The organism is Achromobacter insolitus, from assembly GCF_002209555.1.
Taxonomy (GTDB): Bacteria; Pseudomonadota; Gammaproteobacteria; order Burkholderiales; family Burkholderiaceae_B; genus Achromobacter; species Achromobacter insolitus.
On record NZ_NJIF01000012.1, the window covers coordinates 30807 to 54550 of the forward strand.

Sequence of the window (23744 nt, forward strand, 5' to 3'; positions counted from 1 at the left end):
TGGCTTTACGCCGCAGCCTTGCCCACGCCCTGCAGGAACGCATCCAACGCGGGACCGATCGCCTCGACCATGTAGCCGCCTTCCTGCACGATTACGGTTGGCAAGCCCAGCCCGGCGATGCGCGCGCCGATGTCGCGATAGGCGTCTATGTCCAGTTTGAGCACGCTGATGGGATCGTCCTTGTAGGTGTCGAAGCCCAGGGCCAGGACCAGCGCCTGCGGCGCATAGCCGGCCAAGGCAGCGAGCGCCGTGTCCAGCGCCCGCAGGAAGACGTCGTTGCCGGAACCGTGCGGCAAAGGCAGGTTCAGGTTGCAGCCTTCGCCCGCGCCGTGGCCGCGTTCATGCGCATAGCCGGTATAGAAAGGGTAGTAGCCAGTGGGGTCTGCGTGCAGCGACACCGTCATGACGTCGGCGCGTAGATAAAAGATGTTTTGCGTGCCGTCGCCATGGTGGGCGTCCACATCCAGCACTGCGACCCTGGACCAGGTTTGCAACAGCCGGCTGGCAGCCGCTGCGCTGCTGTTCAGATAGCAGAAGCCACCCGCGCGATCGCGATGGGCATGGTGGCCCGACGGCCGGCACAAGGCATAGGCCATGCCCCCGGTGCTGGCGACATGATCGGCGGCCGCCACTGCGCTATGGGTCGACCGCAACGCCGAACGCCACGTCTGTGGCCCGATGGGACAGGACAGATCGCTGAGGTAATAGCCCGTTTGCGCCACGATGGACGGCGACGGGCAGGGGCCGCGGCCGGCCTGTTCGACCTGGCCGTTGTAGTAAGGCGAGAGGTTGGGCAGCACTTCCGGACCTGGATCCGCGGTGGGTGAACGCAGGGCCTGCCAGCGGGCATACGCCGTTTCCAGGTAGTCCAGGTAGTGCTCGCTGTGGACGCCTTGTAGCGGCTTGCGGCCATAATCGGCGGGTGCCTCCACGCTGATGCCGCGCGCCGCAAGGGCGCTTTGCAGGCTTTCCGCGCGCGAGGGCAGGTCGGTCGGGGCGCTGATCCGGCCCAGCCGCATGAATTGCCGCGGCGAATGCAGCAGCTGTTCTTCCGAGAAATACGCCTTCATTGCTGCCCCCCCGCCGGCGTTATGCGCGCTTGAGCTCGATTTCCACGAACACGAATTCGGTGTCGCTGGGATTGATCACGTTGTGCTCAACGCCGACCGGGCGGTAGTAGGCCACGCCGGTGGTGAGCTGGCTGGTGATCTCGCCGTCCGGCGTATCCAGCAGGAGCGGGCCGGTGGTCTGCGGGACGACCACGTAATTCATGCCGTGGCGGTGCCATCCGGTTTCGCCGCCGGGCGGAAAGCGCCATTCGGTGACGGTGACCAGCTCATTGTCGATCTGCACGGTCGGTATGGCGGCAGGGCGTTGCATGGGGCGTACTCCTTGGTTGGTATGAATATTCTTGGACACTTCAGGCCGCTTGAGCCTGGGTAGGATCCCAATGCTGGCCGGGAACCGCGGCGATCAGTTGCCGCGTGTAGGCGTGTTGCGGGTTATCGAAGATCTGCGCGGGCGAGCCGTACTCGACCACCTTGCCGCGATGCATGACCAAAACGGAATTGCAGATCTGGGCTGCCACGCGCAAATCGTGGGTAATGAAGACCAGCGCAATCTTCAAGCGTTGCTGCAAATCGTGCAACAGCTTGAGCACTTGCGCTTGGACCGACACGTCCAGCGCCGACACGGATTCGTCGGCCACGAGCACTTTGGGTTCCAGCGCCAGCGCGCGGGCAATGCCGATGCGCTGGCGTTGCCCGCCCGAGAACTGGTTGGGATAGCGGTCGAAGGCAGATGGGTCCAGTCCGACCAGCGATAGCAGCTCGCGCACGCGCGCTTCGGCCTGGGCGCGTGGCACGCCGTTGGCGACGGGGCCGTCGCTGATGATGCGGCCCACGGTATGGCGCGGGTTGAGCGATGCGAACGGGTCCTGGAAGATCATCTGGATGTCGTGGCGCAGCGGGCGGAAGCGTGACTCCGGCATGGCCGCGATGTCCTGGCCATTGAAGATCAATTGGCCACCATTGATGCCCACCAGCTTGAGCAGGCACTTGCCGATCGTGGACTTGCCCGAGCCCGACTCACCCACGATGCCTAGCGTCTCGCCGCGCCGCACGCTGAAGCTGACGCCGTCCACGGCGCGTACCTCGCGCCTGCCGCCCAGCCAACCGCGGCCCACTACGTAGGTCTTCCGCAGGTCCCGCACTTCCAGCACGGGGGAATCGTCGGCGGCGGGCGTCCGGTCTTCGCTGCGGCGGTGTGGTACGGCGGCAATCAGGCGTTGCGTGTACGGGTGACGGGGGCGGTTCAGCACTTCCTCGGCCGGCCCTTGTTCGACCAGGATGCCTTTCTCCATGACGGCGACCCGGTGGGCGATCTCGGCCACCACGCCGAAGTCGTGGGTGACGAACATCACGCCCATGCCTTTCTCTTTCTGGATACGGGCAATCAACGCCAGGATCTGCGCCTGGGTAGTGACGTCCAGCGCGGTGGTGGGCTCGTCGGCAATCAAGAGCGCGGGCTCGAGCGCCAAGGCCATGGCGATCATCACGCGTTGGCGCTGTCCGCCGGACAGGCGGAATGGGTACACGTGGTAGAGCGTGGCGGGGTCGGGCAGGCCCACGAAGGCCAGCAACTCCAGCGTGCGGGCCATGCGCTGGGCGCCCGGGTAAGCGTTGTGCACGCGCATGACTTCGCTGATCTGCTCGCCGACCGTCATCAACGGATTGAGCGCCGACAGGGGCTCCTGGAAGATCATCGCCATGTCCTTGCCGCGCATGGCCTGCAAGGTGGCCTCGTCCTCCTGCAGCAAGTCCTGGCCGCGGAATACGATGCGGCCCTGTTGCGGCGTCAAATAGTCCGGCAGGAGCCCCATGATGGCATTGGCGCTCATGGATTTGCCCGAGCCGGATTCACCCACGATGCAGAGGATCTCGCCCGCGCGGATGTCATAGGACACGTCCTGGACGGCATAGGGGCGGTCGCCGCCCTTGGGCAGGGCAATGCTCAGGTTCTGGATTGATAGCAGAGGGGGGGATGCACTCATGCCGTCCTCCTATTCGCCGCGCTTGCGCAGCTGCGGGTTGAGGGCGTCGTTCAGGCCTTCACCGATAAGGTTGATGGCCAGCACGGTCAGCAGGATGGCCACGCCGGGCCAGACGCTCATCCACCAGGCCTCGCGGATCATGGTGCGCGCCGCGCCGATCATGAAGCCCCAGCTCATCAGGTTGCGGTCGCCCAGGCCCAGGAAGGACAGCGACGACTCCGTCAGGATGGCGGTGGCGACCATGAAAGATGCCGAGACGATGATGGGCGACATGGCGTTGGGCAGGATCTGGGTGCTGACGATGCGCGCCGGCGTCTGCCCGATGACGATGGCGGCCTGCACGAACTCGCGCTGCTTGAGCGTCATGAATTCAGAGCGGACCAGGCGCGCAGCCGGCGGCCACGACACGACTGCGATGGCGCCCATGATGGAATAGACGGACGGGCTCAGGATCGCCACCAGCACCACGGCCATGGCTAGTTGCGGAATGGTCTGGAAGAACTCGGTGAAGCGCATCAGCGCGTCGTCCACCCGGCCGCCGCAGTAACCCGCCACCGAGCCGACCACGATACCGAAGACCAGCGCCACGGCTGTCGATAGCAGGCCCACCATCAGCGAGACCCGAGCGCCCCAGACCAGCCCGGCCGTGATGTCGCGGCCCAGCATGTCGGTGCCGAACGGGTAGTCGGCATTGGTGAATGGAGGGATCAGCGGGTCGGCCACCATCATCCAGGGGGACTCTTCATACAGCAGCGGGGCGGCGAGCGCCACGACGACCACGACCAGCATGATCGCCAGTCCGGCCACTGCTCCATAGTTGCGCATGTAGCGCCGGGCAAATGACTTCATGCGGCGGCTCCTTGCTGCGCGCCCGCGCCGATGCGCGGATCGATCAGTCGATACAGCACGTCGGTCAGCAGGTTGAAGACCACCACCATGATGGAGGTGACCAGGAAGATTCCCAGCAGCAACTGGTAGTCGCGCTGCAGCAGGGCGTCGAACATCAGCCGGCCGATGCCGGGCCAGGCGAACACGGTTTCGGTCAGCACGGCGCCGCCCGCCATCTGTCCCAACTGGATGCCGGCGAATGTAATGACCGGCAGCAGGGCATTGCGCAAAACGTGGGCGCGGATCACGCGGCCGGGACTGACGCCCTTGGCGCGCGCCGTCTTGACGAAATCCATGCCTATCACTTCCAGCATGGAGGCGCGCGTCAGTCGTACGTACACCGCCATGAAAAAGCAGCCCAGCGTCACAGTGGGCAGGATCAGGTGCTGGGCGATATCGAGCGCGCGCGCCCAGCCGCTCAGATTGGCGCCCACGGTCTCCATGCCGAAGGCCGGCAGCCATCCCAGCACGACCGAGAACAGCAGGATGCCCATCAGCGAAAGCCAGAACAGCGGCGTGGCGTATAGAACCAGAGCGCCCGTCATGACCGAGCTGTCGATCCAGCGGCGCTTGTTGCGGTATCGCGCCTTGGCGGCGACGACGCCCAGGAAAACGCCCAGCACGATGGAAAACACGAAGGCGCAGGACATCAGCAGAAAGGTGGCGGGCAGGCGTTCGAGGATCAGGTCCAGCACCGGCACATGGTTGCGGTACGAAAAACCCAGATCCAGCTGGACGACGCCCTTCAGGTACAGCATCAGCTGGGTCAGGATCGGCTTGTCCAGGCCGAAGGCCACGCGCAGCTGTTCGACGTAGGCGGCATCGCCCGCGCCGGCCTGGCCCGCCAGCACGGCGGCGGGGTCGCCGGGGGCCAGTCGGATCAGAAAGAAATTGATGATCACCACACCCAGCACGACCACCAGGGCCTTGCCGATGCGTGAAGCGAGAAAAGACAGGAATTTCATGCTCTGGGTCCTCTCGGGTCAGGCGCGGCCTGCTTGGCGCAGCCGTTGCCCGGCCAGCGTCCGCCGCCGCGGCAGGCATGCCGCGGCGGCGTCCTGCGGCGCTTACTTCTCGATGTACACGTCGTCGAAGGTCTCGTTCAAGCCGATGGCGGTCTTGACCAGGTTCTTCACATTGCCGCGGTAGAGCGTGGGAAATTCCATGTCGACCAGAAAGCCGTTGGCGATCTCGTTGACCAGCGTGGTTTGCAGCTTGGTGTAGAGCGCCTGGCGCTTGGCGGGGTCCACCTCGGATGCCGCGGCTTCCCATTGCTTGTCGGTCTCGGGGTTGCTGTAGCCCTGCACGTTGGCGAAAGGCGAGCCCTTGACGATGTTCGACGAGATATAGAGCCGCTGCACGCCCAGCGCGGGATCGCCGTACTGGTAGGTGAAGGTGGTCGTCATGTCGAAGTCCCAGTTGCCCGTGCGGCTGGCCCAGCCGCCCGCGTCGGTGGCTTCCAGGTTGACCTTGAAGCCCAATTGCTCCAACGCCTGCTTGGTGTATTCGCCCAGGCGGTCCCAAGTGGAGCCGTAGGGGAAGCTCAACTGGCGGATGGTGTAGTCCTCGGGCTTGATGCCGGACTCCTTGATCAGCGCGCGTGCCTTCTTCATGTCGTACGTCAACGGAGGCATGTTCTTGTCATAGAACATCTCGGTGGTGACGAACGGGCTGGTGGATACTTTGCCCAGGCCGAAGAAGATATTGTTGACCACCATGTTGCGGTTGATGGCCGCCATGACTGCCTGGCGCACCTTCAGGTTGTCGAAGGGCGGCTTGCGCATGTTGAAGATCAGGTAGGCCTGGGGCGAGAACATCTCCCAGCCCGCCGTGGTGTATTCGACCTTGGGCAGGGACCGCAGGCGCTTGATGTCGACGTTGTCCACGTCGCCGCCGCGCAGCACGTCCACGCTGCCGCGCTCGAAGGCGACTGCGCGCGAGGCCGAATCGGGAATGATGTTGAACACCAATTCGTCCAGATACGGTTTGCCTGGCTTCCAGTAGTCGGGGTTGCGGGTCAACTTGATGTACTCGCCCCGCTTCCATTCCTTGAACATGAAGGGGCCGGTGCCCACGGGCTTCTGGTTGGCCGGATTGGTCATGTAGTCGGTGCCCGCATACAGATGCTTGGGCATCATGGGAGCAAAGCCCGGCTCGAACATCAGCATGAATGCGGGGAAGGGGGTCTTCAGCTTGACCACGACGGTCTTCGCGTCGGGCGCCTGCACCGATTCCACGAACTTATTCAGGATCACGCGGGCCCGCGCGTGGGTCTTGGGCAACATGTCGGCCAGCGAGAACACCACGTCTTCGGAGGTGAATGGCTTGCCGTCGTGCCACTTGACGTTGTCCTGCAGATGGAAGGTGTAGGTCAGTCCGTCGGCGGAGGCATCCCAGGACTTGGCCAGCCCGGGCTGGGGCTTCAGGTCGGTCGAGTAGGTCAGCAGGCTCTCGTAGATCTTGCCGGCGACGAACTGCGTGGGGCCTTGCTGGTTGATGGCCGTGACGATCACCGGCGGTTCGGGCTGGACGATCATGTTCAGCGTTCCGCCCTTGGTCTGGGCGAGGGCCTGCGTGGCGGGCAGCGCGGCCGCGAGGACCAGTGCGCCGATGCTTAGGGAGAACCATTTCTTCGATTTCACTGCGAGCCTCCGGGCTGGAAAGAGTCTGACAGGTGTCCGCGTCGCGGATGCCGTGGACTGGCAAGCAAACCTCATGCCACCTGTGTTTTCAGGGGTACTACGGGTGGAGCCGCTACAACAATGCTTCGTACAGGTGCTCTTCAGCGCGCCGCGCACCATTGCGGCGCGCCGTTGTCGTCGCCAAAGTCCTCGCGCAAACGCGCCAGGATGCCCAGCAGGTGTGCATGCATGGCGTGCCGCGCGCGGATGGGATCGCGCGCCTGGATGGCCGTCAGGATGCGTTGGTGCTCGGCATGGGCGACCGCCCAGACCTCGGTGTCGACGAAGTAATCCTCCATGCGGCTGTATACCGGGCTGGCCTGCGTCAATTCCCACAGGTGCGCCACCGAGGCTGCTACCGCCGCATTGCCGCAAGCCGCGGCGATGGCGTTATGGAAGTCGCGGTCGTGGCGCCCGGGCGAGTTGCCCAGGGACATGCCTTCATGGGCATCGCGGATGGCGGCAATCTGGGCGGGCGATCCATGCTGCGCGGCCATGCCGGCGCATTCGGGTTCGATGAGCATGCGCGCTTCCAGCAGGTCGAACGGGCCGATGCCGTCTTGTCCGGCCGCAGGGTAGCCGGCGGCGGCCGCTTCCCGGGCCGCCGTGACGAACACGCCGGTGCCCACGCGTACATCGACATAGCCTTCGATTTCCAGCGCGATCAGGGCCTCGCGTATCGAGGCGCGGCTGACCTGCAGTTGCTCGGCCAACTCCCGTTCGGACGGAAGGCGTGCGCCGCGGGGGAATTCGCCGGCCCGGATACGGCCGGAAATCCGGTCGGCAATGACGCGGTACAGGCGTGTGACGGCGGTGGCTTGGAGGGTGTTCATCGGCGGGTGAGGCAGGAACTCTGGGCCAAGTGGTCAGGCCACAAATATAGGCATGCCGCCGTTGAATTAGAAGGAGAATTTCACATTTCGAGGGAAAACGATCACAGGGATTTCACCTCTTTCTTTAAGGTGGTCAGGCCAGCTAGGCAGGCGCCGCCGGCTTTACAGTTTCCAGACAATTCCCGCACAGAATCCCCGCTGTTGCCCGTATGGTCCATCCCATACTCGCTCCCGCTCGACGACGGGCAAGGAGACAAGAGTTGAAGGTAGGGATGCGGGGATGTTGGTCCGAGGCCACACGGATTGGCATGGGCATGGCGGTGTTCGCTTTGGCCTGGTTATTGCTATTGGACCGGACGGCCTTGGCGCCGCCAACGGACAACATCGAGCAACTGACCTGGGTGCGCAGCCTGGAATGGGGCTATTACAAGCATCCGCCGTTGCCGACCTGGCTGTTATGGCCCGCCGTGCGGCTGCTGGGATGGTCGGCCTGGACGAGCTACCTGCTTGGCGCGTTGTGCACGCTGGGGGCCTTCGCGCTGCTCTGGCGGTGGCTGCGAGCCATGCGCGGCAGCGGCTATGCGCGGGTGGCCCTATTGGCAGGCTTGTGCATCACTTTCTATAACGGGCGCCTGCATTTCTACAACCACGAGATCGTGTTGATTCCGCTGGCGGTGGGTTGTGCCGCGGCGTGCTGGAAGGCCTGGACCACGCGCCGCATGGGGTGGTGGATTCTGGTGGGCGCATGCCTGGGGCTGGGCGCCTTGTCCAAGTATCAGAGCGCGGTGGCGGGCGCCGCCGTACTGGTCTTCTGGGTCAGCCAGCGCGGCTGGCGCGACCCCACGCACCGGTTCGGCCTGCAAATCGCCGCGCTGACCGCGCTGGCGGTGTTCGCTCCCCACCTCTGCTGGCTGGCCTACAACGATTTCGAGCCGCTGCACTACGCCATGTCGTCATCGCTGGCCGCCGGCCTGCCCCTGGGCGGAAGGGGCGCTGAAGTGGGGCGGTGGTGGGCAGACCAATTGCTGAATCGCGCGTTGCCGGCGTGGGTGCTGCTGGGGATCTTGTGGTGGCAGATGCGCCGTCGCGATGGTGCTCCCACCGTGGCGGCCGAGCCTCGTCCGTGCGCCGCGGGCCGTGCGATCCTGCTGTCGTTCGGCTTCACGCCGTTGGCGTTCGTCAGCGCCATGACGCTGGTCAGTGGTTCGCATATCCAACTGCATTGGGGCACGCCTTATCTCTTGTTCGTCGTGCCGGCGATGATGGAACTGGCGCGCGCCGGAGCCTGGGAGCGCGTGCGGCCGCGCGATGCCGTGCTGGCCTTCCTGCTGCTGCAGGGCTTGCTGATGGCACGGGTTTGGCTGATGTCGCCAGGCGGGGCAGGCCTTGCGCGCAAGGCGGCGGACTGGCGCTACTTCGATTCGCAGGCGTTGGCCGAGGTCTTGCACGAACGTGCCAAGGCCTCGCTGGGCGGGCCGGTCAGACTGATATCGGGGCCTCCTGCCGAGGCCGGCGCGTTGGCGCTACGTCTGCCGGAGCAACCATTGGTGCTGATAGACGGGCAGCTGCGCTTCAGCCCCTGGGTGCCAGCTGGCCTGGTCAAGGCGTGTGGCGTACTGGAGCTGCAGCTGAATGGGCGCGCCCCGGGATTCGCCGCGCTCGGCAGGGAGTTTCCAGGTCTGCATTGGCGCGCGACGCCACCTACAGCCCGCTGTGACGAGTCTTTCGCGACGTCGGGGCCCTAGAGTGCGCCATTATTGTGCCTCGCCGCCTGGTTCGGGCAGCTGCGTGAAGGCCCGTACCAGCCGCGCGATGCCATCCAGTTCGTCATGCGCACCCAACACCCATTCCGGCTTCTCGAACGGACTGTCCGAGGGCGCGTTGTCCATCCCCGCCTTCAGATCATTGAGCAGCTCCAGCGCCATCTCGGTGGCCTGGGGACTGCTACGGGTCGATAGGGCGATGGCGATCGCCAGCGCCTGGCGCATGGCAAGCAGGCGGCCGTCCAGTTCAGTGCCCATGATGGTTTCCTTTGTTGTGCAACGTTGATGGGCGCATTTTACGGGGGCGGGGCGCCCGCGCCGTCCGGCGCTTTCGGCGGGAACGGCGGGAACGGCGGGAACGGCGGTCCCGCCCCAGGCAGCAAGAGCGCATCGTTTGCGCAAGATCAAGCCCCGGTCGCCGGCACAGGCGAATAATTCCAGGTATGCAAGCCGCCCTACGCCCATCACAGACAGAATTCCGCGCGCCTTCCGCTGCCGGCCCCTTGTTTCCGCCCCAGTTGCTGGCGCGACTCGACAAGAATGGACCCCGCTATACCTCGTATCCCACGGCGGACCGATATCACGGCGGCTTTGGCCAGCAGGACTACCGGCTGGCGCTGCAGCAGCGCCGGGCTGCGTCGCAGGCGGAGCCCATGTCGCTCTACGTGCATATCCCGTTCTGCGAATCCGTCTGTTACTACTGTGCCTGTAACAAGGTGGTGACCCGTCACCACGATCGCGCGGCGCGCTATCTGGATGCGCTGGGGGCCGAGATCGAACTTCATGTGGCGGAACTGGGCGAGGGTGTGCCCGTGTCGCAACTGCACTTTGGCGGCGGCACGCCGACCTTCCTGTCAGACGAGGAATTGTCCCGCCTGATGGCGAACCTGCGTCGCGCTTTCCGCTTCGAACCGGATGCGGAAATTTCGATTGAGGTGGATCCGCGCACGGCGACTCCCGCGCGTCTTGCCCATATGCGGGAATTGGGTTTTAACCGCCTGAGTTTTGGAGTGCAGGATTTCGACCCCCGGGTGCAGGCGGCGGTGCACCGGCAGCAGTCGTTCGAGGATGTGCGCGCGCTGATGGAGAGCGCCCGGGCGCTGGGCTATGCCTCTGTCAACATGGATCTCATCTATGGCCTGCCCCTGCAGACCACGGAGTCCTTTGCCCGCACGATTTCCCAGGTTATCGCGTTGCGGCCTGACCGTATCGCACTGTATGCCTACGCTCATCTGCCCGCGCGCTTCAAGCCGCAACGCCGCATCAATGAGGCGGATCTGCCGGACAGGGAAACGCGTGTCGGCTTGCTCAGCGCGGCCATCGACGGATTCCTCAAGCAGGGCTACGCCTACATCGGCATGGACCATTTTGCGCTGGAGACCGATGCGCTGGCGATCGCCAAGCAGAAAGGGGAATTGCATCGCAATTTCCAGGGATACAGCACGCAGCCCGACCGCGACCTGATCGCCCTGGGCGTGTCGGCGATTGGCCGCATCGGTAATACCTACAGTCAGAACGCCAAGGTCCTGGATGAGTACTATGCGGCGATCGAAGCGGGGCGCTTTGCCGTCGAACGAGGGCTCGCGCTGAGCGCCGACGATCTTGTGCGGCGCGAGATCATCATGGACATCATGTGCCAGGGGCGCGTGGACTTTGCCCGGATCGAAGCGCGCCACGGCTTGCGGTTCGCGGACAGCTTCGGTCGAGAGCTGCTGCAGATGGCCAACCTGGCCGAACTGGGTCTGGTCAATCTGCGCTCGGGCGAGCTGCAGGTAACTGGCCTGGGCTGGTACTTCGTGCGGGCCGTCGCCATGGTGTTTGATGGTTACCTGCAGGCGCCGGGTACCGCGGCCAGTTATTCCCGGATCATCTGAACCGGCGGGCGCCGGCCGGGCCCGGCACGGCCTTCATTGGGCGAACTTCTCGCGCAGATAAAGCGCAAGAGACAGGTCGTCGGACAAATGCAGCTTTTGCATCGCCCGGCGCTTGTGAGTGCTGATGGTTTTCTTGCTGCGCATCAGTCGCGCCGAAATCTGCGTGACGGACAGCCCAAGGCTGATGTGGCGCAGGATTTCCATTTCAGAGGCCGTGAGCGTCGAATGCGGGTGGGTCGGCTGCTGGGGAAGTATCTTGCCGTCCTGGACCATCAGGAAGCCCTCGTTGCCATTCACGACGCCGCGGATCATTTCCGGCAGCAGGACCATGCCGCATTCCTTGGCGAAGTAGCCATTTGCTCCGCCGCGGAAGGCGGCATACTGGGTTTCCTGGCGGTTGCCCGCTGAAAACGTGATGAGCGCCATCGAGGGGTGGTAGCGGCGAAGCCGCCGCAGATAGTTCACGCCATCCCAAGGTTCCTGGGGAAGGTAAAAATCGACCAGGGCGACTTCGCAGGGCGCGTGGGACAGTTTTTCCAGCAGGGAACGCGCCGAGGTTTCCCTGTGCACCACCTGGAAACCTGGGCGGCTGTCCAAATAGGCGCCTACTCCGAGGGCAACCACGGGGTGGTCGTCCAGGATGGCTACCTTGATCACGCGGGGCGGTCGCGACAGCAGCAGATGGCGGCGCGTGTTCGTGCGTTCTGTCGGGGTGTGGGCTTCGCGTGGCGACAGCAGGTGCGCCTGGGTCAGGGGCATTGAATAGGTTTTCATCGATACTCCGCAAACAGAAAAGGGAAAACGCCCGCGACCGTTTGCGCAGGCTACGTGTAGTCCTAGATTTGTGAGTGCAGATTACGTTTTCATCTGTCTTGAGGGGGATGAATTGCCTCAAAATCAGACCGTTGCACCGCCGACCCGGCGGACTCCGCCGCCAGACGCGGTGGCGGAGCAGGCTGTGGCGCTTTTGCCACGGAAAAGGCGCAAATAGTGCTACAATCGTGAAAGATAAGCGCAGCTTCTGTTGCGCAGTTTGCTGTCCGTTGACGCTTTGCTGTTTGTTGATCCTTGCCGCTACGGCAAGCACCTCAGGTCCAGATATCATGTTTTTCCCGTTGGCACGAACTACGACCCGGAACTTTCGCCCTATGTCGCGTTAATTTTTCGTGCGTCGGGTTTCACCGTGTCAGGTCAGCGGTAGGACTCAGCAAGACAATCCAGGAAACGCGGCTCTCAGGCCGCGTTTTTCGTTTCCGTATTTTTGTTTTTCGTTCCCAGAACCCCCCAGGAAGCACTCCCGATGGTACAGATCACATTGCCCGATGGTTCGCAGCGCCAATATCCGGGGCCGGTAACGGTTGCCGAAGTGGCGCAATCGATCGGCACGGGCCTGGCGAAAGCCGCCTTGGGCGGCCGCGTGACATTTGAGGGCTCGGAGTCCAAGCTGGTCGACACCAGCTTCCGCATCGAGGGCGACGCTCGCCTGGCCATCGTGACCGCCAAGGACGCCGACGGCCTGGACCTGATCCGGCACTCCACGGCGCACTTGCTGGCCTATGCCGTCAAGGAGCTGTTTCCGGACGCCCAGGTCACCATCGGCCCCGTGATCGACAACGGCTTCTACTACGATTTCTCGTACAAGCGTCCTTTCACGCCCGAAGATCTGGCCGCCATCGAAAAGAAGATGGCCGAACTGGCCAAGAAGGACGAAGTCGTCACGCGCGAGGAATGGTCCCGCGACGACGCCGTCGAGTTCTTCAAGAGCATCGGTGAAAAGTACAAGGCCGAGATCATCGCCTCGATTCCGTCGAACGAACCGCTCAGCCTCTACCGCGAAGGCGACTTCATCGATCTGTGCCGCGGCCCCCACGTGCCGTCCACGGGCAAGCTGAAGGTCTTCAAGCTCATGAAGGTGGCCGGCGCCTACTGGCGCGGCGACAGCAAGAACGAGATGCTCCAGCGCATCTACGGCACGGCCTGGGCGACCAAGGACGAGCAGGAAGCGTACCTGCACATGCTGGAAGAGGCCGAACGCCGCGACCATCGCAAGATCGGCCGCGAGCTGGACCTGTTCCACTTCCAGGACGAAGCCCCCGGGCTGATTTTCTGGCACCCCAAGGGTTGGGCGCTGTGGCAGCAGGTGGAGCAGTACATGCGCTCCGTCTACCGCGACAACGGCTACCAGGAAGTGAAGGCGCCGCAGATCCTCGACATTTCGCTCTGGAAAAAGACCGGCCACTGGGACAACTACCGTGAAAACATGTTCACGACCGAGTCCGAAAACCGCGTCTACGGCCTGAAGCCCATGAACTGCCCGGGCCACGTGCAGATTTTCAATGCGGGCCTGCATTCCTATCGCGAACTGCCCCTGCGCTACGGCGAATTCGGCCAGTGCCATCGCAACGAACCCTCGGGTTCGCTGCACGGCATGATGCGCGTGCGCGGCTTTACGCAGGATGACGGCCACATTTTCTGTACCGAAGAACAGCTGCAGGACGAATGCGCCGACTTCACGGCGTTGCTGCAGAAGGTTTACCGCGACTTCGGCTTCACCGAGGTGCTGTACAAGGTTGCCACGCGCCCTGAAAAGCGCATCGGCACGGACGAGGTCTGGGATACGGCCGAAGCCGCCCTCATGGAAAGCCTGCGCCGCACGGGCTGCGAATTCGAGATTTCGCCGGGCGAGGGCGCGTTCTACGGTCCCAAAGTGGAATACACCCTGAAGGACGCCATCGGACGCCACTGGCAATGCGGTACGATCCAGGTCGACTTCTCCATGCCCGTGCGTCTGGGCGCCGAGTATGTGGACCAGAATGACCAGCGTCGTCCGCCAGTCATGCTGCACCGCGCGATCCTCGGTTCGCTGGAGCGTTTTATCGGCATGCTGATCGAAAACCACGCCGGCGCCATGCCTCCCTGGCTGGCTCCGGTGCAGGCTGTCGTATGCTGCATTTCCGAACCTTCGGCCGATTATGCGGCTGAAATCACGCAAAGCCTGAAAAAACAAGGCTTTAGAGTAGAGTCCGATTTGCGTGGTGAAAAAATCACTCGTAAAATTCGGGAGCACAGCCTGCAAAAGGTGCCGTACATCCTCGTCGTCGGCGACAAGGAAAAGCAAAATGGCACCGTAGCCGTACGTGGACTGGGCGGATTGGACCTCGGAGCCATCGCATACGACGAATTCGTCGCGCGCTTGTCCGAGGACGTTTCCACCCGTCGCGACGTCAATCAACCTGATGGCAGCGCTGCTTAACATTTCTAGGAGCTTTCAACATCGCCACTGAAAAAGCCAATCGCATCAACGGTGAAATCCGCGTCCCCGAGGTGCGCCTGATAGGTCTGGACGGAGAACAGCTTGGTATCGTCAAGATCGCCGACGCCTTCCGTCTTTCCGAGCAAAACGACGTGGATCTGGTGGAAATCGCGCCGAACGCCGAACCGCCGGTCTGCCGTTTGATGGACTACGGCAAATTCAAGTACCAAGAGCAGAAGCGCCAAGCGGAAGCTCGTTCCAAGCAGAAGGTCATCCAGGTCAAGGAAGTCAAATTCCGACCGGCCACCGACGAGGGCGACTACCAGGTCAAGCTGCGCAACCTGCGCCGCTTCCTCGAGGAAGGCGACAAGGCCAAGGTGACGCTGCGTTTCCGTGGCCGCGAAATGGCTCACCAGGAACTCGGTATGCGGGTGCTTGAACGTGTGCGCGACGATCTGCTGGAACTTGCCCAGGTCGAAGCCATGCCGAAGCTCGAAGGCCGTCAGATGGTCATGGTGCTGGCGCCGAAGAAGAAGGCTGTGCCTGCGGGCAAGCCTGAATCGGCTGCCTGAGTTCCTGCCGTAGCCTCCCCAGGGAGGCTGCGCCGCTCTTGCTACCCGCCCGCGATTGCGCTGGCGGGTTCGCTAATTGGGCGGCTCTGCGCTACGATGTCATCAAGCCGCCTTCCCGCGAGGGAAGGCGGCGTCCGTTCAGGGTGTCGCGATGCACGTTTTGTTCGTTTTGGATCCCTTGCCGCTGCTCAAGGCGTACAAGGACAGCTCTGTCGCCATGATGCGCGCCCTCGTGGCGCGCGGCCATACGCTCAGTGTGGCCATGCAGGGCGATCTCTATATCGAGGAAGGCACGGTCAAGGCCGCGGCCACGCCCATCGAACTGGTCGCGGACGCCGATCTGCACGGCCACGACTGGTGGCGCGAGTCCGCTGCCCAGGATCTGCCGCTGGCGGAATTCGGCGCGGTGGTCATGCGCAAGGATCCGCCGTTCGACATGGAATACGTGTATTCCACGCATCTGCTCGAATACGCCGAAGCCCAAGGCGCCCGCGTCTTCAACAGCGGCGCCGCGATCCGGAATCATCCGGAAAAGCTGGCTATTACCGAAATCAGCGAGTTCACCGCGCCCACGCTGGTGACCCGCAGCATGGCTCGCCTGAAGGCGTTCCATGATGCCTACCACGATGTCATCGTGAAACCGCTGGACGGCATGGGCGGCACGGGCGTGTTCCGCCTGCAGCCCAAGGATCCCAACCTGAACGCCATCCTGGAAACGCTGACGGACAATGGCGCGCGCACCATCATGGCGCAGCGCTACATTCCCGATATCGTCAAGGGAGACAAGCGCATCCTGCTGATCGGTGGCGAGCCGGTGCCGTATTCCCTGGCCCGCATCCCGCTGGCTGGCGAGACGCGTGGCAACCTGGCGGCGGGCGGCCGCGGGGTGGCGCAGGAACTCTCCGCGCGCGACCGCGAGATCGCCGAGGCCGTGGCTCCCAAACTCGCAGCCCGTGGCTTGCTGCTGGTCGGCCTGGATGTCATCGGTGATTACGTCACCGAAGTCAACGTGACCAGCCCCACCTGTTTCGTGGAAATCGCAGAGCAAACCGGGTTCGATGTCGCGGGCATGTTCGTCCAGGCATTGGAAAAAGCCGTGGCGACTCCCGCCGTTGCTGCCTGACCCACCCAGGATTCCTGTCATGACCACGGGTATTGTCATCGTCGTGCACGCGCCCCTGGGCGCGGCGATACGCGATTGCGCCAGCCACGTCATGGGCAATCTGGACGGCATGCTGGCCATCCACGACATCCTGCCTGAAGACCGGCCGGACGACTTGGCGCCGCGCGTCCTGAAGGACATCCTGGAGCAGGATCATGGCGCGGGCGTGCTGGTGCTGACCGACCTGATCGGCGCCACCCCCGCCAATATTTCCAAGCGAGCCGTCGCCGATGCCCAGGCGCAGGGCGTCCAGTGCTGTGTGCTGGCCGGTTTGAATACCCCGATGCTGCTGCGGGCCCTGACTTATCGCAATCTGCCTCTGGCCGAAACTCGCGAGAAGGCATTGGCCGGGGGGCTTCAGGGCGTCTTGCGTGTAGACTGACGGGCGGCAGTTTGCCCTATTATGTCGGCTATCGATTCTGGCCGATGGACGGTTCGACGTTTTGCTGCAATCAACACTGCGGCGTCATGCCGCAGCCACAATATTTCCTATGCCTAATACAGACATCGTCATCAGCAATAAACTGGGCCTGCATGCCCGGGCGGCTGCCAAGCTGACGCAGCTGGCCAGCAAGTTTTCCAGCGAGATTTTCATCTCGCGCGGCGCGCAGCGCGTGAACGCCAAGAGCATCATGGGCGTCATGATGCTGGCGGCCGGGCTGGGCGTGACGGTAAAGCTGGAAGCCTCGGGCAACGATGCCGAGCAGGCTCTTTCTGAAATTGAATCACTGTTCGACAGCAAATTCGGTGAGCAGGAATAGAATTTCTTCCGAATCCGCCGGCCTGAGCGCTGTTCAGGCCGGCTCGTCTACGACCCTTGATCACGTGCACAACGGGGCTGGCTCTGCCAGCCCCGTTGTGTGTCTGTACGGCAAAGGCGTCGCCAAGGGATACGCCATCGGCCGGGCGGTCGTCATGGGTGCGGCGGCACTGGAGGTCGCGCACTACCGCATCTCGCCCGAGGACGTGGCCGCGGAAAGCAGCCGGCTGACCGATGCGCTGGCCTCGGCGCAGCAGGAACTGCTGCAGCTGGCCGATACTTTGCCGGCCGATGCGCCGCGCGAGCTTGGCGCCATGCTCAACGTGCACAGCCTGCTGTTGGGCGATCCGCTGCTCGCCGAGCAGACGCTGGCGCTGATTGCCGAACGCCATTACAACGCCGAATGGGCCTTGACGACCCAGGGGCAGATCCTCGGCCAGCAGTTCGACGCCATGGAGGACGAGTACCTGCGCGAACGCGGAGCCGACGTGCGCCAGGTCATCGAGCGTGTGCTGCACGTGCTGGCCGGGACTTCCGCGATCTTGCCCGACATGAGCCACATGGGCGGCGACGAAGCGCTGGTGGTCGTGGCTCATGACATTTCCCCCGCTGACATGCTGCGCCTGCGGGGCGGCCGCTTCGCCGCCTTCGTGACGGACCTGGGCGGCCCGACGTCGCATACCGCCATCGTGGCGCGCAGCATGGGCGTGCCCGCCGTGGTGGCCATGGGTAATGTGCGCGAATTGGTCCGCGACGGCGACATGCTGATCATCGACGGCGCGGCCGGCGCCGTGATCGTGAATCCGTCCAGCCGCATCCTCGACGAATACCGTCGCCGCCAGTCGGCTTATGCCGATGAGCGCGCCGAGCTGAGCCTGCTGCGCGACGAGCCCTCAGTCACCCTGGATGGCATAGACGTCGTCCTGCACGCCAATATCGAATTGCCCGAAGAGGCTGCCCTGGCGCTGGCTTCGGGCGCGCACGGCATCGGCTTGTTCCGCAGCGAATTCCTTTTCATGGGCCGCCCGGACCTGCCGGGCGAGGAGGAGCAGTACGAGGCCTATTCGTCGGTGGTCAAGGTGATGGCGGGGCGGCCCGTCACGATCCGCACGCTGGACATCGGTTCGGACAAGACGCTGGACGGCGAGGCTACCGTGGCCACCAATCCCGCGCTTGGACAGCGCGCCATCCGCTATTGCCTGGCGCGCCCCGAGATGTTCGCGACGCAGTTGCGCGCCATCCTGCGGGCTTCGGCGCACGGGCCGGTGCGCCTGCTGATTCCAATGATCGCCCACATGCATGAGGTCGTGGCGACCAAGGCGGCCATCGAATCCGCCCGCCGAGAGCTCGATGCCCGGGGGCAGGCCTATGCGCCCCACATGGAAGTGGGGGCCATGGTCGAGGTGCCCGCCATTGCCATCGCCATCGAACCCTTTGCGCAGGCGCTGGATTTTCTTTCCATCGGCACCAACGATCTGATCCAGTACACGTTGGCGATCGATCGCGGCGACCATGACGTGGCCGCCTTGTACGATCCGCTGCATCCGGCAGTGCTGCGCCTGGTTGCGCACACCATCAATGCAGGTGAACGAGCCGGCAAGCCCGTCGCCGTTTGTGGCGAGATGGCCGGAGATTCGCGCATGACCCGGCTGCTGCTGGGGTTGGGCCTGACCGAGTTTTCCATGCATCCGCAACAACTGCTGGACGTCAAGCGTGAAGTCCGGCGCGCGCACTCCAACGCTTTGCGCGTGAAAGTCGCCAGCGCGCTGAATCGCGCCTTGCCGGTGGACCTGGACGAGTTGGGTCCTGGCTGAAGCGCAACTGGGCTACGCCTGGGCCGTGAAATGAAAAAGCCCGAGACCGCAAAGGTCTCGGGCTTTTTTTCCTGTATCGCAACCACTCGCCGCCATCCCCGAGGCGCCAGCGGCGCCTCGGGGATGGGCTTAGCTGTGGTATGCCGATTCGCCGTGGCTGGTGACGTCCAGGCCTTCGCGCTCCTGATCTTCCGGCACGCGCATGCCGCACAGGGCATTGGCGATCTTGTAGGCGATCCAGGCCACCACGCCGGACCAGACGATGGTCAGCAGCACGCCTTCCAGCTGGACCCACAACTGGTGGCCGATCATGCCGGGCTCGGCCAGGCCGGGGCCGCCGAGGATCTGCGCATTGAACACGCCGGTCAGCAGGGCGCCGACAATGCCGCCCACGCCGTGCACGCCAAACACGTCCAGCGCGTCATCGGCACGCAGCAGGCGCTTCAGGCCATTCACGCCCCAGACGCAGACGATGCCGGCGACGACCCCAATGATCAGCGCGCCCACGGGCCCAACCAGGCCGGCGGCCGGCGTAATGCCAACCAGGCCGGCGACAGCGCCCGAGGCAGCGCCCAGCATCGAGGGCTTGCCCTTGACGGCCCATTCGGTAAACAACCAGGACAGCACGGCGCCCGCGGTCGCGATCATCGTGTTGAAGAAGGCCAGCGTGGCATTTTCATTGGCGGCCAGCGCTGAGCCCGCGTTGAACCCGAACCAGCCCACCCACAGCAGCGCCGCACCCACGAAGGTCATCGGCAGATTGTGCGGTTGCATGGCTTCGCGGCCGTAACCCACGCGCTTGCCGACGACGTATGCGCCCACTAGGCCGGCCACGCCAGCGTTGATGTGCACAACGGTGCCGCCCGCGAAGTCCAGCGCACCCTTGGCATTGAGCAGGCCCGGCGCCGTTTCGGACGCGAACCACACCATATGCGCGATCGGCACGTAGGCGAACGTGAACCAGATCACGGTGAAGACCAGCACGGCCGAGAAGCGGGCACGTTCAGCGAAGCTGCCCACGATCAGCGCGCACGTGATGCCGGCGAACGTTGCCTGGAACGAGGCGAACAGCAGTTCGGTCAGCGAGTTCGACATGGCGTACTTGCCGTCGGACGGCGTGAACATGCCGGAGAAGAAGGCGCGCGACAGGCCGCCGAAGAAGGCATTGCCCTCGGTGAATGCGAGGGAATAACCGTAGATGAACCAGAGCACCAGGCCCAGCACAAACGTGCACAGCACTTGCAGCAGCACGGACAGCACGTTCTTGCTGCGTACCAGGCCGCCGTAGAACATCGCCAGACCGGGTACGGCCATCATCAATACAAGCAGGGTAGAGACGAGCAACCAGGAGATATCTGCTTTATCCATTTTCAGGCTCCATTGAGTCTTTATTTATTTACAGCGCAGCTTCGCCGGCTTCACCTGTTCTGATACGGATCACTTGTTCGAGCGGGGCGGCGAAGATCTTGCCGTCGCCGATCTTGCCGGTGCGGGCTGCCTGTTCGATCGCTTCAATGACCTGATCGACGAGGTGGTCGGGCACGGCGGCCTCGACCCTCAGCTTGGGCAGGAAATCAACGGCGTACTCGGCGCCGCGGTAGAGCTCGGTATGGCCTTTCTGGCGGCCAAATCCCTTGACTTCGGTGACAGTCAGACCCTGGACGCCGATCCCGGATAGAGCCACCCGCACTTCGTCGAGCTTGAAGGGCTTGATTATGGCGATGATGAGTTTCATGGCATTTCCTCTCATGGTTGCACGTTGGCTTCGTCTATCAAGCAAATTCCGTGCCATGTCGTGCAAAGCCCACCGGGGCGGGAGGGGGCTCTGGAGTTGTGCCTGTTTGCACCAATTTGGTGCTTCATGCACGGGTGGGCGGCATCAAGTTGGTGCGGCGCGCAAGCCCGTGGGGCATGCAACAAGATATGTTTTGCGTTCGATATTTGTAGCAAATTGATGCGGAATTTATTGCGGTTTATGTTGGCATGTGCGCTGAGATTGGGCCATTGCCGCCGCCTAGTGGCTGCCCGCAGAGCCTTGCTGGCCGGGCTTTCGGGGCAAACGGCCGGGCGCCACGGAGCGCGCCGGCAGCCCTCGGAGTCGGCTTGATCGGAAGGCGCGCGTGATACCGGGGTTTACACGCATCGGCTTGTTGCCGAGAGGCGGGTGCAGAAGAATCAATACCAGTTCAAGCCTGTCCCTGAACAGCTTGGGCCACAGGCGGAAGTCCGGTACCACGGGTCTGCCGCAGGAAAGCAAGAACGGGAAGGGGCAGTCATGAATATCCACCGCAAGGCTTTCTGCATTCTGGCCCTGGCCGCGTCGCTTGCCGCGCTGGCCGGCTGCAACAAGAGTGAAGACAAGGCCGCAGCGCCAGCCGCCACCGCGCCTGCGCCCGCTGCCCCGGCTCCGACTCCGGCTACTCCCGTCCCACCCGCGACTTCTCCTTCCACGGCCGCCCCGTCCGGGGCCGCCTCGGCGTCCGTTCCGGCCGAATGCGAGGCCTATGCCGCCAAGGTCAATGCCTGCATGGACAAATTGGGCAGTGGCAATCCGGCTGCCGCCGCGATAAAGGAGCAGCTCGACGCAGCCAAGACGCAGTGGGGGTCAGTGAGCGACAAGACGCAGTTGGCCGCGCAATGCAAGCAGTCATCGGACATGTTCACGCAGTCGGCAATCCAAATGGGTTGCCCGTAACGATGTTGGTAGGGGGTTGCCGCCATGGCAGCCCGGTTTTCTCCTGTGCTTTGAAGGGCGGTCACCGCATGCGGCCCGCCCTCTTTTTTTGTGGCGAGGCGACCCTTTTTTCGCCGCTGGCCCGGATACCGCGGCTCCGACGCACTACACTTGAGGCATCAAGAACACAGTGAGGCAGTCATGAACAATCGCACCCAGTGGATGGAAGACATCCAGAAGAACATCTCGGACCTGATCGCCCGCAGTCCGGCCGCGGATGTGGAGCGCAATGTGCGCGCGATGATGACGCAGGCATTCTCCAAGCTGGATCTGGTCACGCGCGAGGAATTCGATGTCCAGGCCGATCTGCTGGCGCGCACCCGCGCCCGGGTGGATCAGCTGGCCGCACAGGTGCAGCAGTTGGAGGCGCGCCTGTCCGCGCTGGACAAGTAAGGCTGTTGCCGGCCCGCCGCGGCCGGCCAGGAATCTCTCCGGAAACGGCCGCGTTCAGCGGCCGTCTTCATTTGCCGCAGGCAATCAGGCGATGGGGCGCGAGTGACCCTTTTGTCCCGGTCGTCGCCTCGCCGGCGCTGTCTTTGCGGATACTGGCGGACCCAGCCTTTTCCCGGAGACCGTCTTGACGCTAGCTGTTCTTGCCAGCAGGGCCCTATGCGGCCTTGATGCCCATGCGGTGCGGGTGGAATCGCACCTGGGCCCGGGTCTGCCTAGCTTCAATGTGGTTGGCCTGCCGGATGCCGAAGTGCGCGAAAGCCGCGAAAGGGTGCGCGCGGCCATTCTCAATAGCGGCTTCGAGTTCCCGCCAGGCAGGATCACCGTCAATCTTTCCCCCGCGGACATACCCAAGGAATCGGGGCGTTTCGATCTGCCCATTGCCCTCGGTCTGCTGCTTGCCTCCGGCCAGCTGGCGGCGCCGGTCGCCGGCCAGGATCCGGAATCGCCCGTTCAGGATCCGACCCTTGCGGACCTGGTCCTGGCCGGAGAACTGTCCTTGACCGGCGCGCTGGTACCTGTTGCCGCGCCCTTGGTCATCGCGTTGAGCGTGGCCCGCGAGGCTCCCGGCGCCACGCTTATCCTGCCCGCGGGTAGCGCCGAGCAGGCGGCCTGGGTGCCGGGCCTGCGAGTGCTGTCCGCGCGCAGTCTGGCCGATGTCGCCGCGCATGCAAGCGGCGCGTGCCTGTTGCCGGACGCCGTGCCCGAGCCCTGGCCGGTGGCGGCGTCGGGGCCGTGTCTATCGGATGTGCGGGGCCAGCCGGGCGCGAGGCGGGCGCTGGAAGTGGCCGCGGCTGGCGGTCACAGCCTGTTGATGATCGGCCCCCCGGGCGCCGGCAAGAGCATGCTGGCGGCCCGATTGCCAGGGTTGTTGCCGCCGCTTGCGCGCAGCCAGGCGCTCGAGGTGGCGGCGGTGGCGGCGCTGGCGGGCCTCTCCGACGCCCCGCCGGGCCAACCGCCGTTCCGGGCGCCGCACCATTCCGCCACGGCGGCGGCGCTGGTGGGAGGGGGCAGCCGTCCCCGCCCGGGCGAGATCAGTCTTGCTCATCACGGTGTGCTGTTCCTGGACGAACTGCCGGAATTCAGCCGGCGCACGCTCGAAGCGCTGCGTGAGCCCCTGGAGACGGGCAGGGTGGTCATCGCTCGCGCCCTGAGGTCAACGCAGTTTCCCGCCCGTTTCCAGCTGGTGGCGGCCATGAACCCATGCCCTTGCGGGTGGCGCGGCCACCCCGGACGGGCCTGCGCCTGCACGCCGGATCAGGTGGCGCGCTACGCAGGCAAGATCTCCGGTCCCTTGCTGGACCGCATCGACCTGCATGTGGCGTTGCCGCCATCCGACCCCGAATGGATGGGCAAACCACCCGGCGAGCCGTCGGAGCCGGTCCGGGAGCGCGTGGCGCGTTGCCGCCAGCGGCAGCAGGCACGCCAGGGCAAGGCCAACGCCGCTTTGGCGGGGGCAGAGCTGGACGAGCATTGCCGCCTGGACGGCGAGGCGCAGGCGTTGCTGCTGCAAGCCATGCGGCGCCTGGCTGGCTCGGCCCGCGCCATGCATCGCGCGTTGCGGGTGGCGCGCACGATAGCCGACCTGGAAGGGGAGGACTCCCTGGGTGCCCGGCATATTGCCCAGGCCGTGCAGTACCGCAGGTCGGGCGTATGATGGCTGGCGCCTGAGCGGCCTGTGGCACGCCAGGCATTGCTCGCCGCTTGACTCGACAAAATGCGGGAAATCACCATATAATCAAAGGCTTTCCCGGATCTGGGTCATTTGGGCCCGCCCTGGAAAGAATCCGCGTGGCAGCAATGCCGGCGGAAAGTGCTGTAGAAGCACCCCCAGAAGTACCCCAGAAGTACCCCCCAGAAGTGGCAACAGGTACCTCAAGTTTTGCCGCCTGAACGGCTTCATCAGCC

Annotated in this window: 22 protein-coding genes; 11 read left to right on the top strand and 11 right to left on the bottom strand. The window is 64.2% G+C overall.

From position 1 onward, the window contains the following. Window positions 1-5 precede the first annotated feature (5 nt). The 7 genes from CEY08_RS26335 to CEY08_RS26365 form a co-directional block, all read right to left on the bottom strand. Window positions 6-1070: a histone deacetylase family protein gene (locus CEY08_RS26335; RefSeq protein WP_076812444.1), complete on the bottom strand. Its 1065-nt coding sequence runs from the start codon at window positions 1068-1070 to the stop codon at window positions 6-8. Between the two features lie 19 nt (window positions 1071-1089). Continuing rightward, window positions 1090-1380: a cupin domain-containing protein gene (locus tag CEY08_RS26340; protein ID WP_042792950.1), complete on the bottom strand. Its 291-nt coding sequence runs from the start codon at window positions 1378-1380 to the stop codon at window positions 1090-1092. 40 nt (window positions 1381-1420) lie between these two features. Continuing rightward, window positions 1421-3052 (bottom strand): ABC transporter ATP-binding protein, encoded by a 1632-nt coding sequence (locus CEY08_RS26345; protein WP_088607839.1) that lies wholly within the window; start codon window positions 3050-3052, stop codon window positions 1421-1423. 9 nt (window positions 3053-3061) lie between these two features. Beyond that, window positions 3062-3901 carry an ABC transporter permease gene (locus CEY08_RS26350; RefSeq protein WP_042792953.1) on the bottom strand — a complete coding sequence of 280 codons (840 nt, stop codon included), beginning with the start codon at window positions 3899-3901 and terminating at the stop codon, window positions 3062-3064. Then, entirely contained in the window at window positions 3898-4905 is a 1008-nt protein-coding gene (locus CEY08_RS26355; RefSeq protein WP_042792954.1) for an ABC transporter permease, read from the bottom strand. The genes CEY08_RS26350 and CEY08_RS26355 overlap by 4 nt, the downstream gene beginning before the upstream one ends. 102 nt (window positions 4906-5007) lie before the next feature. Beyond that, on the bottom strand, window positions 5008-6582 hold the full coding sequence (locus CEY08_RS26360) for an ABC transporter substrate-binding protein (protein ID WP_088607840.1): 1575 nt from the start codon (window positions 6580-6582) through the stop codon (window positions 5008-5010). 140 nt (window positions 6583-6722) lie between these two features. Continuing rightward, complete coding sequence (locus tag CEY08_RS26365; RefSeq protein WP_076812451.1) at window positions 6723-7454, bottom strand: FadR/GntR family transcriptional regulator; 732 nt, start codon at window positions 7452-7454, stop codon at window positions 6723-6725. Between the two features lie 314 nt (window positions 7455-7768). Here CEY08_RS26365 and CEY08_RS26370 point away from each other — a divergent pair, with 314 nt between their 5' ends. Continuing rightward, window positions 7769-9199: an ArnT family glycosyltransferase gene (locus CEY08_RS26370; RefSeq protein ID WP_232033745.1), complete on the top strand. Its 1431-nt coding sequence runs from the start codon at window positions 7769-7771 to the stop codon at window positions 9197-9199. Window positions 9200-9208: 9 nt separating this feature from the next. Here the strand turns inward: CEY08_RS26370 and CEY08_RS26375 are convergent, their stop codons facing one another. After that, window positions 9209-9475 carry a hypothetical protein gene (locus CEY08_RS26375; protein WP_076812458.1) on the bottom strand — a complete coding sequence of 89 codons (267 nt, stop codon included), beginning with the start codon at window positions 9473-9475 and terminating at the stop codon, window positions 9209-9211. A gap of 185 nt (window positions 9476-9660) precedes the next feature. Between CEY08_RS26375 and hemN the strand changes: the two genes are divergently transcribed. Then, window positions 9661-11091 (top strand): oxygen-independent coproporphyrinogen III oxidase, encoded by a 1431-nt coding sequence (hemN, locus tag CEY08_RS26380; protein WP_084738521.1) that lies wholly within the window; start codon window positions 9661-9663, stop codon window positions 11089-11091. 33 nt (window positions 11092-11124) lie between these two features. On the opposite strand, the gene CEY08_RS26385 is transcribed toward hemN, so the two are convergent. Then, window positions 11125-11865, bottom strand: coding sequence for a response regulator (locus CEY08_RS26385; RefSeq protein WP_232033744.1), 741 nt, complete (start codon window positions 11863-11865; stop codon window positions 11125-11127). 526 nt (window positions 11866-12391) lie between these two features. Here CEY08_RS26385 and thrS point away from each other — a divergent pair. The 6 genes from thrS to ptsP all read left to right on the top strand — a co-directional run bounded on the left by thrS (window position 12392) and on the right by ptsP (window position 18652). Beyond that, complete coding sequence (gene thrS / locus CEY08_RS26390; RefSeq protein ID WP_042792961.1) at window positions 12392-14344, top strand: threonine--tRNA ligase; 1953 nt, start codon at window positions 12392-12394, stop codon at window positions 14342-14344. A 20-nt stretch (window positions 14345-14364) separates the two neighbouring features. Beyond that, a complete protein-coding gene (gene infC, locus CEY08_RS26395) occupies window positions 14365-14916 on the top strand; it encodes a translation initiation factor IF-3 (protein WP_076812461.1) in 552 nt (183 codons plus the stop codon). A 151-nt stretch (window positions 14917-15067) separates the two neighbouring features. Beyond that, window positions 15068-16039, top strand: a complete 972-nt coding sequence (gene gshB / locus CEY08_RS26400) for a glutathione synthase (protein ID WP_042792962.1) — start codon at window positions 15068-15070, stop codon at window positions 16037-16039. A gap of 19 nt (window positions 16040-16058) precedes the next feature. Continuing rightward, the gene (locus tag CEY08_RS26405; RefSeq protein WP_042792964.1) at window positions 16059-16460 is read left to right on the top strand and encodes a PTS sugar transporter subunit IIA; all 402 of its coding nucleotides are present in this window, start codon (window positions 16059-16061) and stop codon (window positions 16458-16460) included. Between the two features lie 109 nt (window positions 16461-16569). Next, window positions 16570-16839: an HPr family phosphocarrier protein gene (locus tag CEY08_RS26410; protein WP_042792966.1), complete on the top strand. Its 270-nt coding sequence runs from the start codon at window positions 16570-16572 to the stop codon at window positions 16837-16839. A 103-nt stretch (window positions 16840-16942) separates the two neighbouring features. Further along, window positions 16943-18652 (top strand): phosphoenolpyruvate--protein phosphotransferase, encoded by a 1710-nt coding sequence (gene ptsP, locus CEY08_RS26415; protein WP_042796925.1) that lies wholly within the window; start codon window positions 16943-16945, stop codon window positions 18650-18652. Window positions 18653-18781: 129 nt separating this feature from the next. On the opposite strand, the gene amt is transcribed toward ptsP, so the two are convergent. Then, entirely contained in the window at window positions 18782-20020 is a 1239-nt protein-coding gene (amt, locus tag CEY08_RS26420; RefSeq protein WP_042792967.1) for an ammonium transporter, read from the bottom strand. A gap of 28 nt (window positions 20021-20048) precedes the next feature. Further along, complete coding sequence (locus CEY08_RS26425) at window positions 20049-20387, bottom strand: P-II family nitrogen regulator (protein ID WP_006218735.1); 339 nt, start codon at window positions 20385-20387, stop codon at window positions 20049-20051. Between the two features lie 540 nt (window positions 20388-20927). Here CEY08_RS26425 and CEY08_RS26430 point away from each other — a divergent pair. From CEY08_RS26430 to CEY08_RS26440, 3 genes are all read left to right on the top strand, one after another. Continuing rightward, window positions 20928-21347, top strand: coding sequence for a DUF5339 family protein (locus tag CEY08_RS26430; protein WP_076812466.1), 420 nt, complete (start codon window positions 20928-20930; stop codon window positions 21345-21347). 180 nt (window positions 21348-21527) lie between these two features. Beyond that, complete coding sequence (locus CEY08_RS26435) at window positions 21528-21779, top strand: accessory factor UbiK family protein (protein WP_042792968.1); 252 nt, start codon at window positions 21528-21530, stop codon at window positions 21777-21779. A gap of 184 nt (window positions 21780-21963) precedes the next feature. After that, complete coding sequence (locus CEY08_RS26440; protein ID WP_063640476.1) at window positions 21964-23493, top strand: YifB family Mg chelatase-like AAA ATPase; 1530 nt, start codon at window positions 21964-21966, stop codon at window positions 23491-23493. The last annotated feature ends 251 nt before the right edge of the window (window positions 23494-23744 follow it).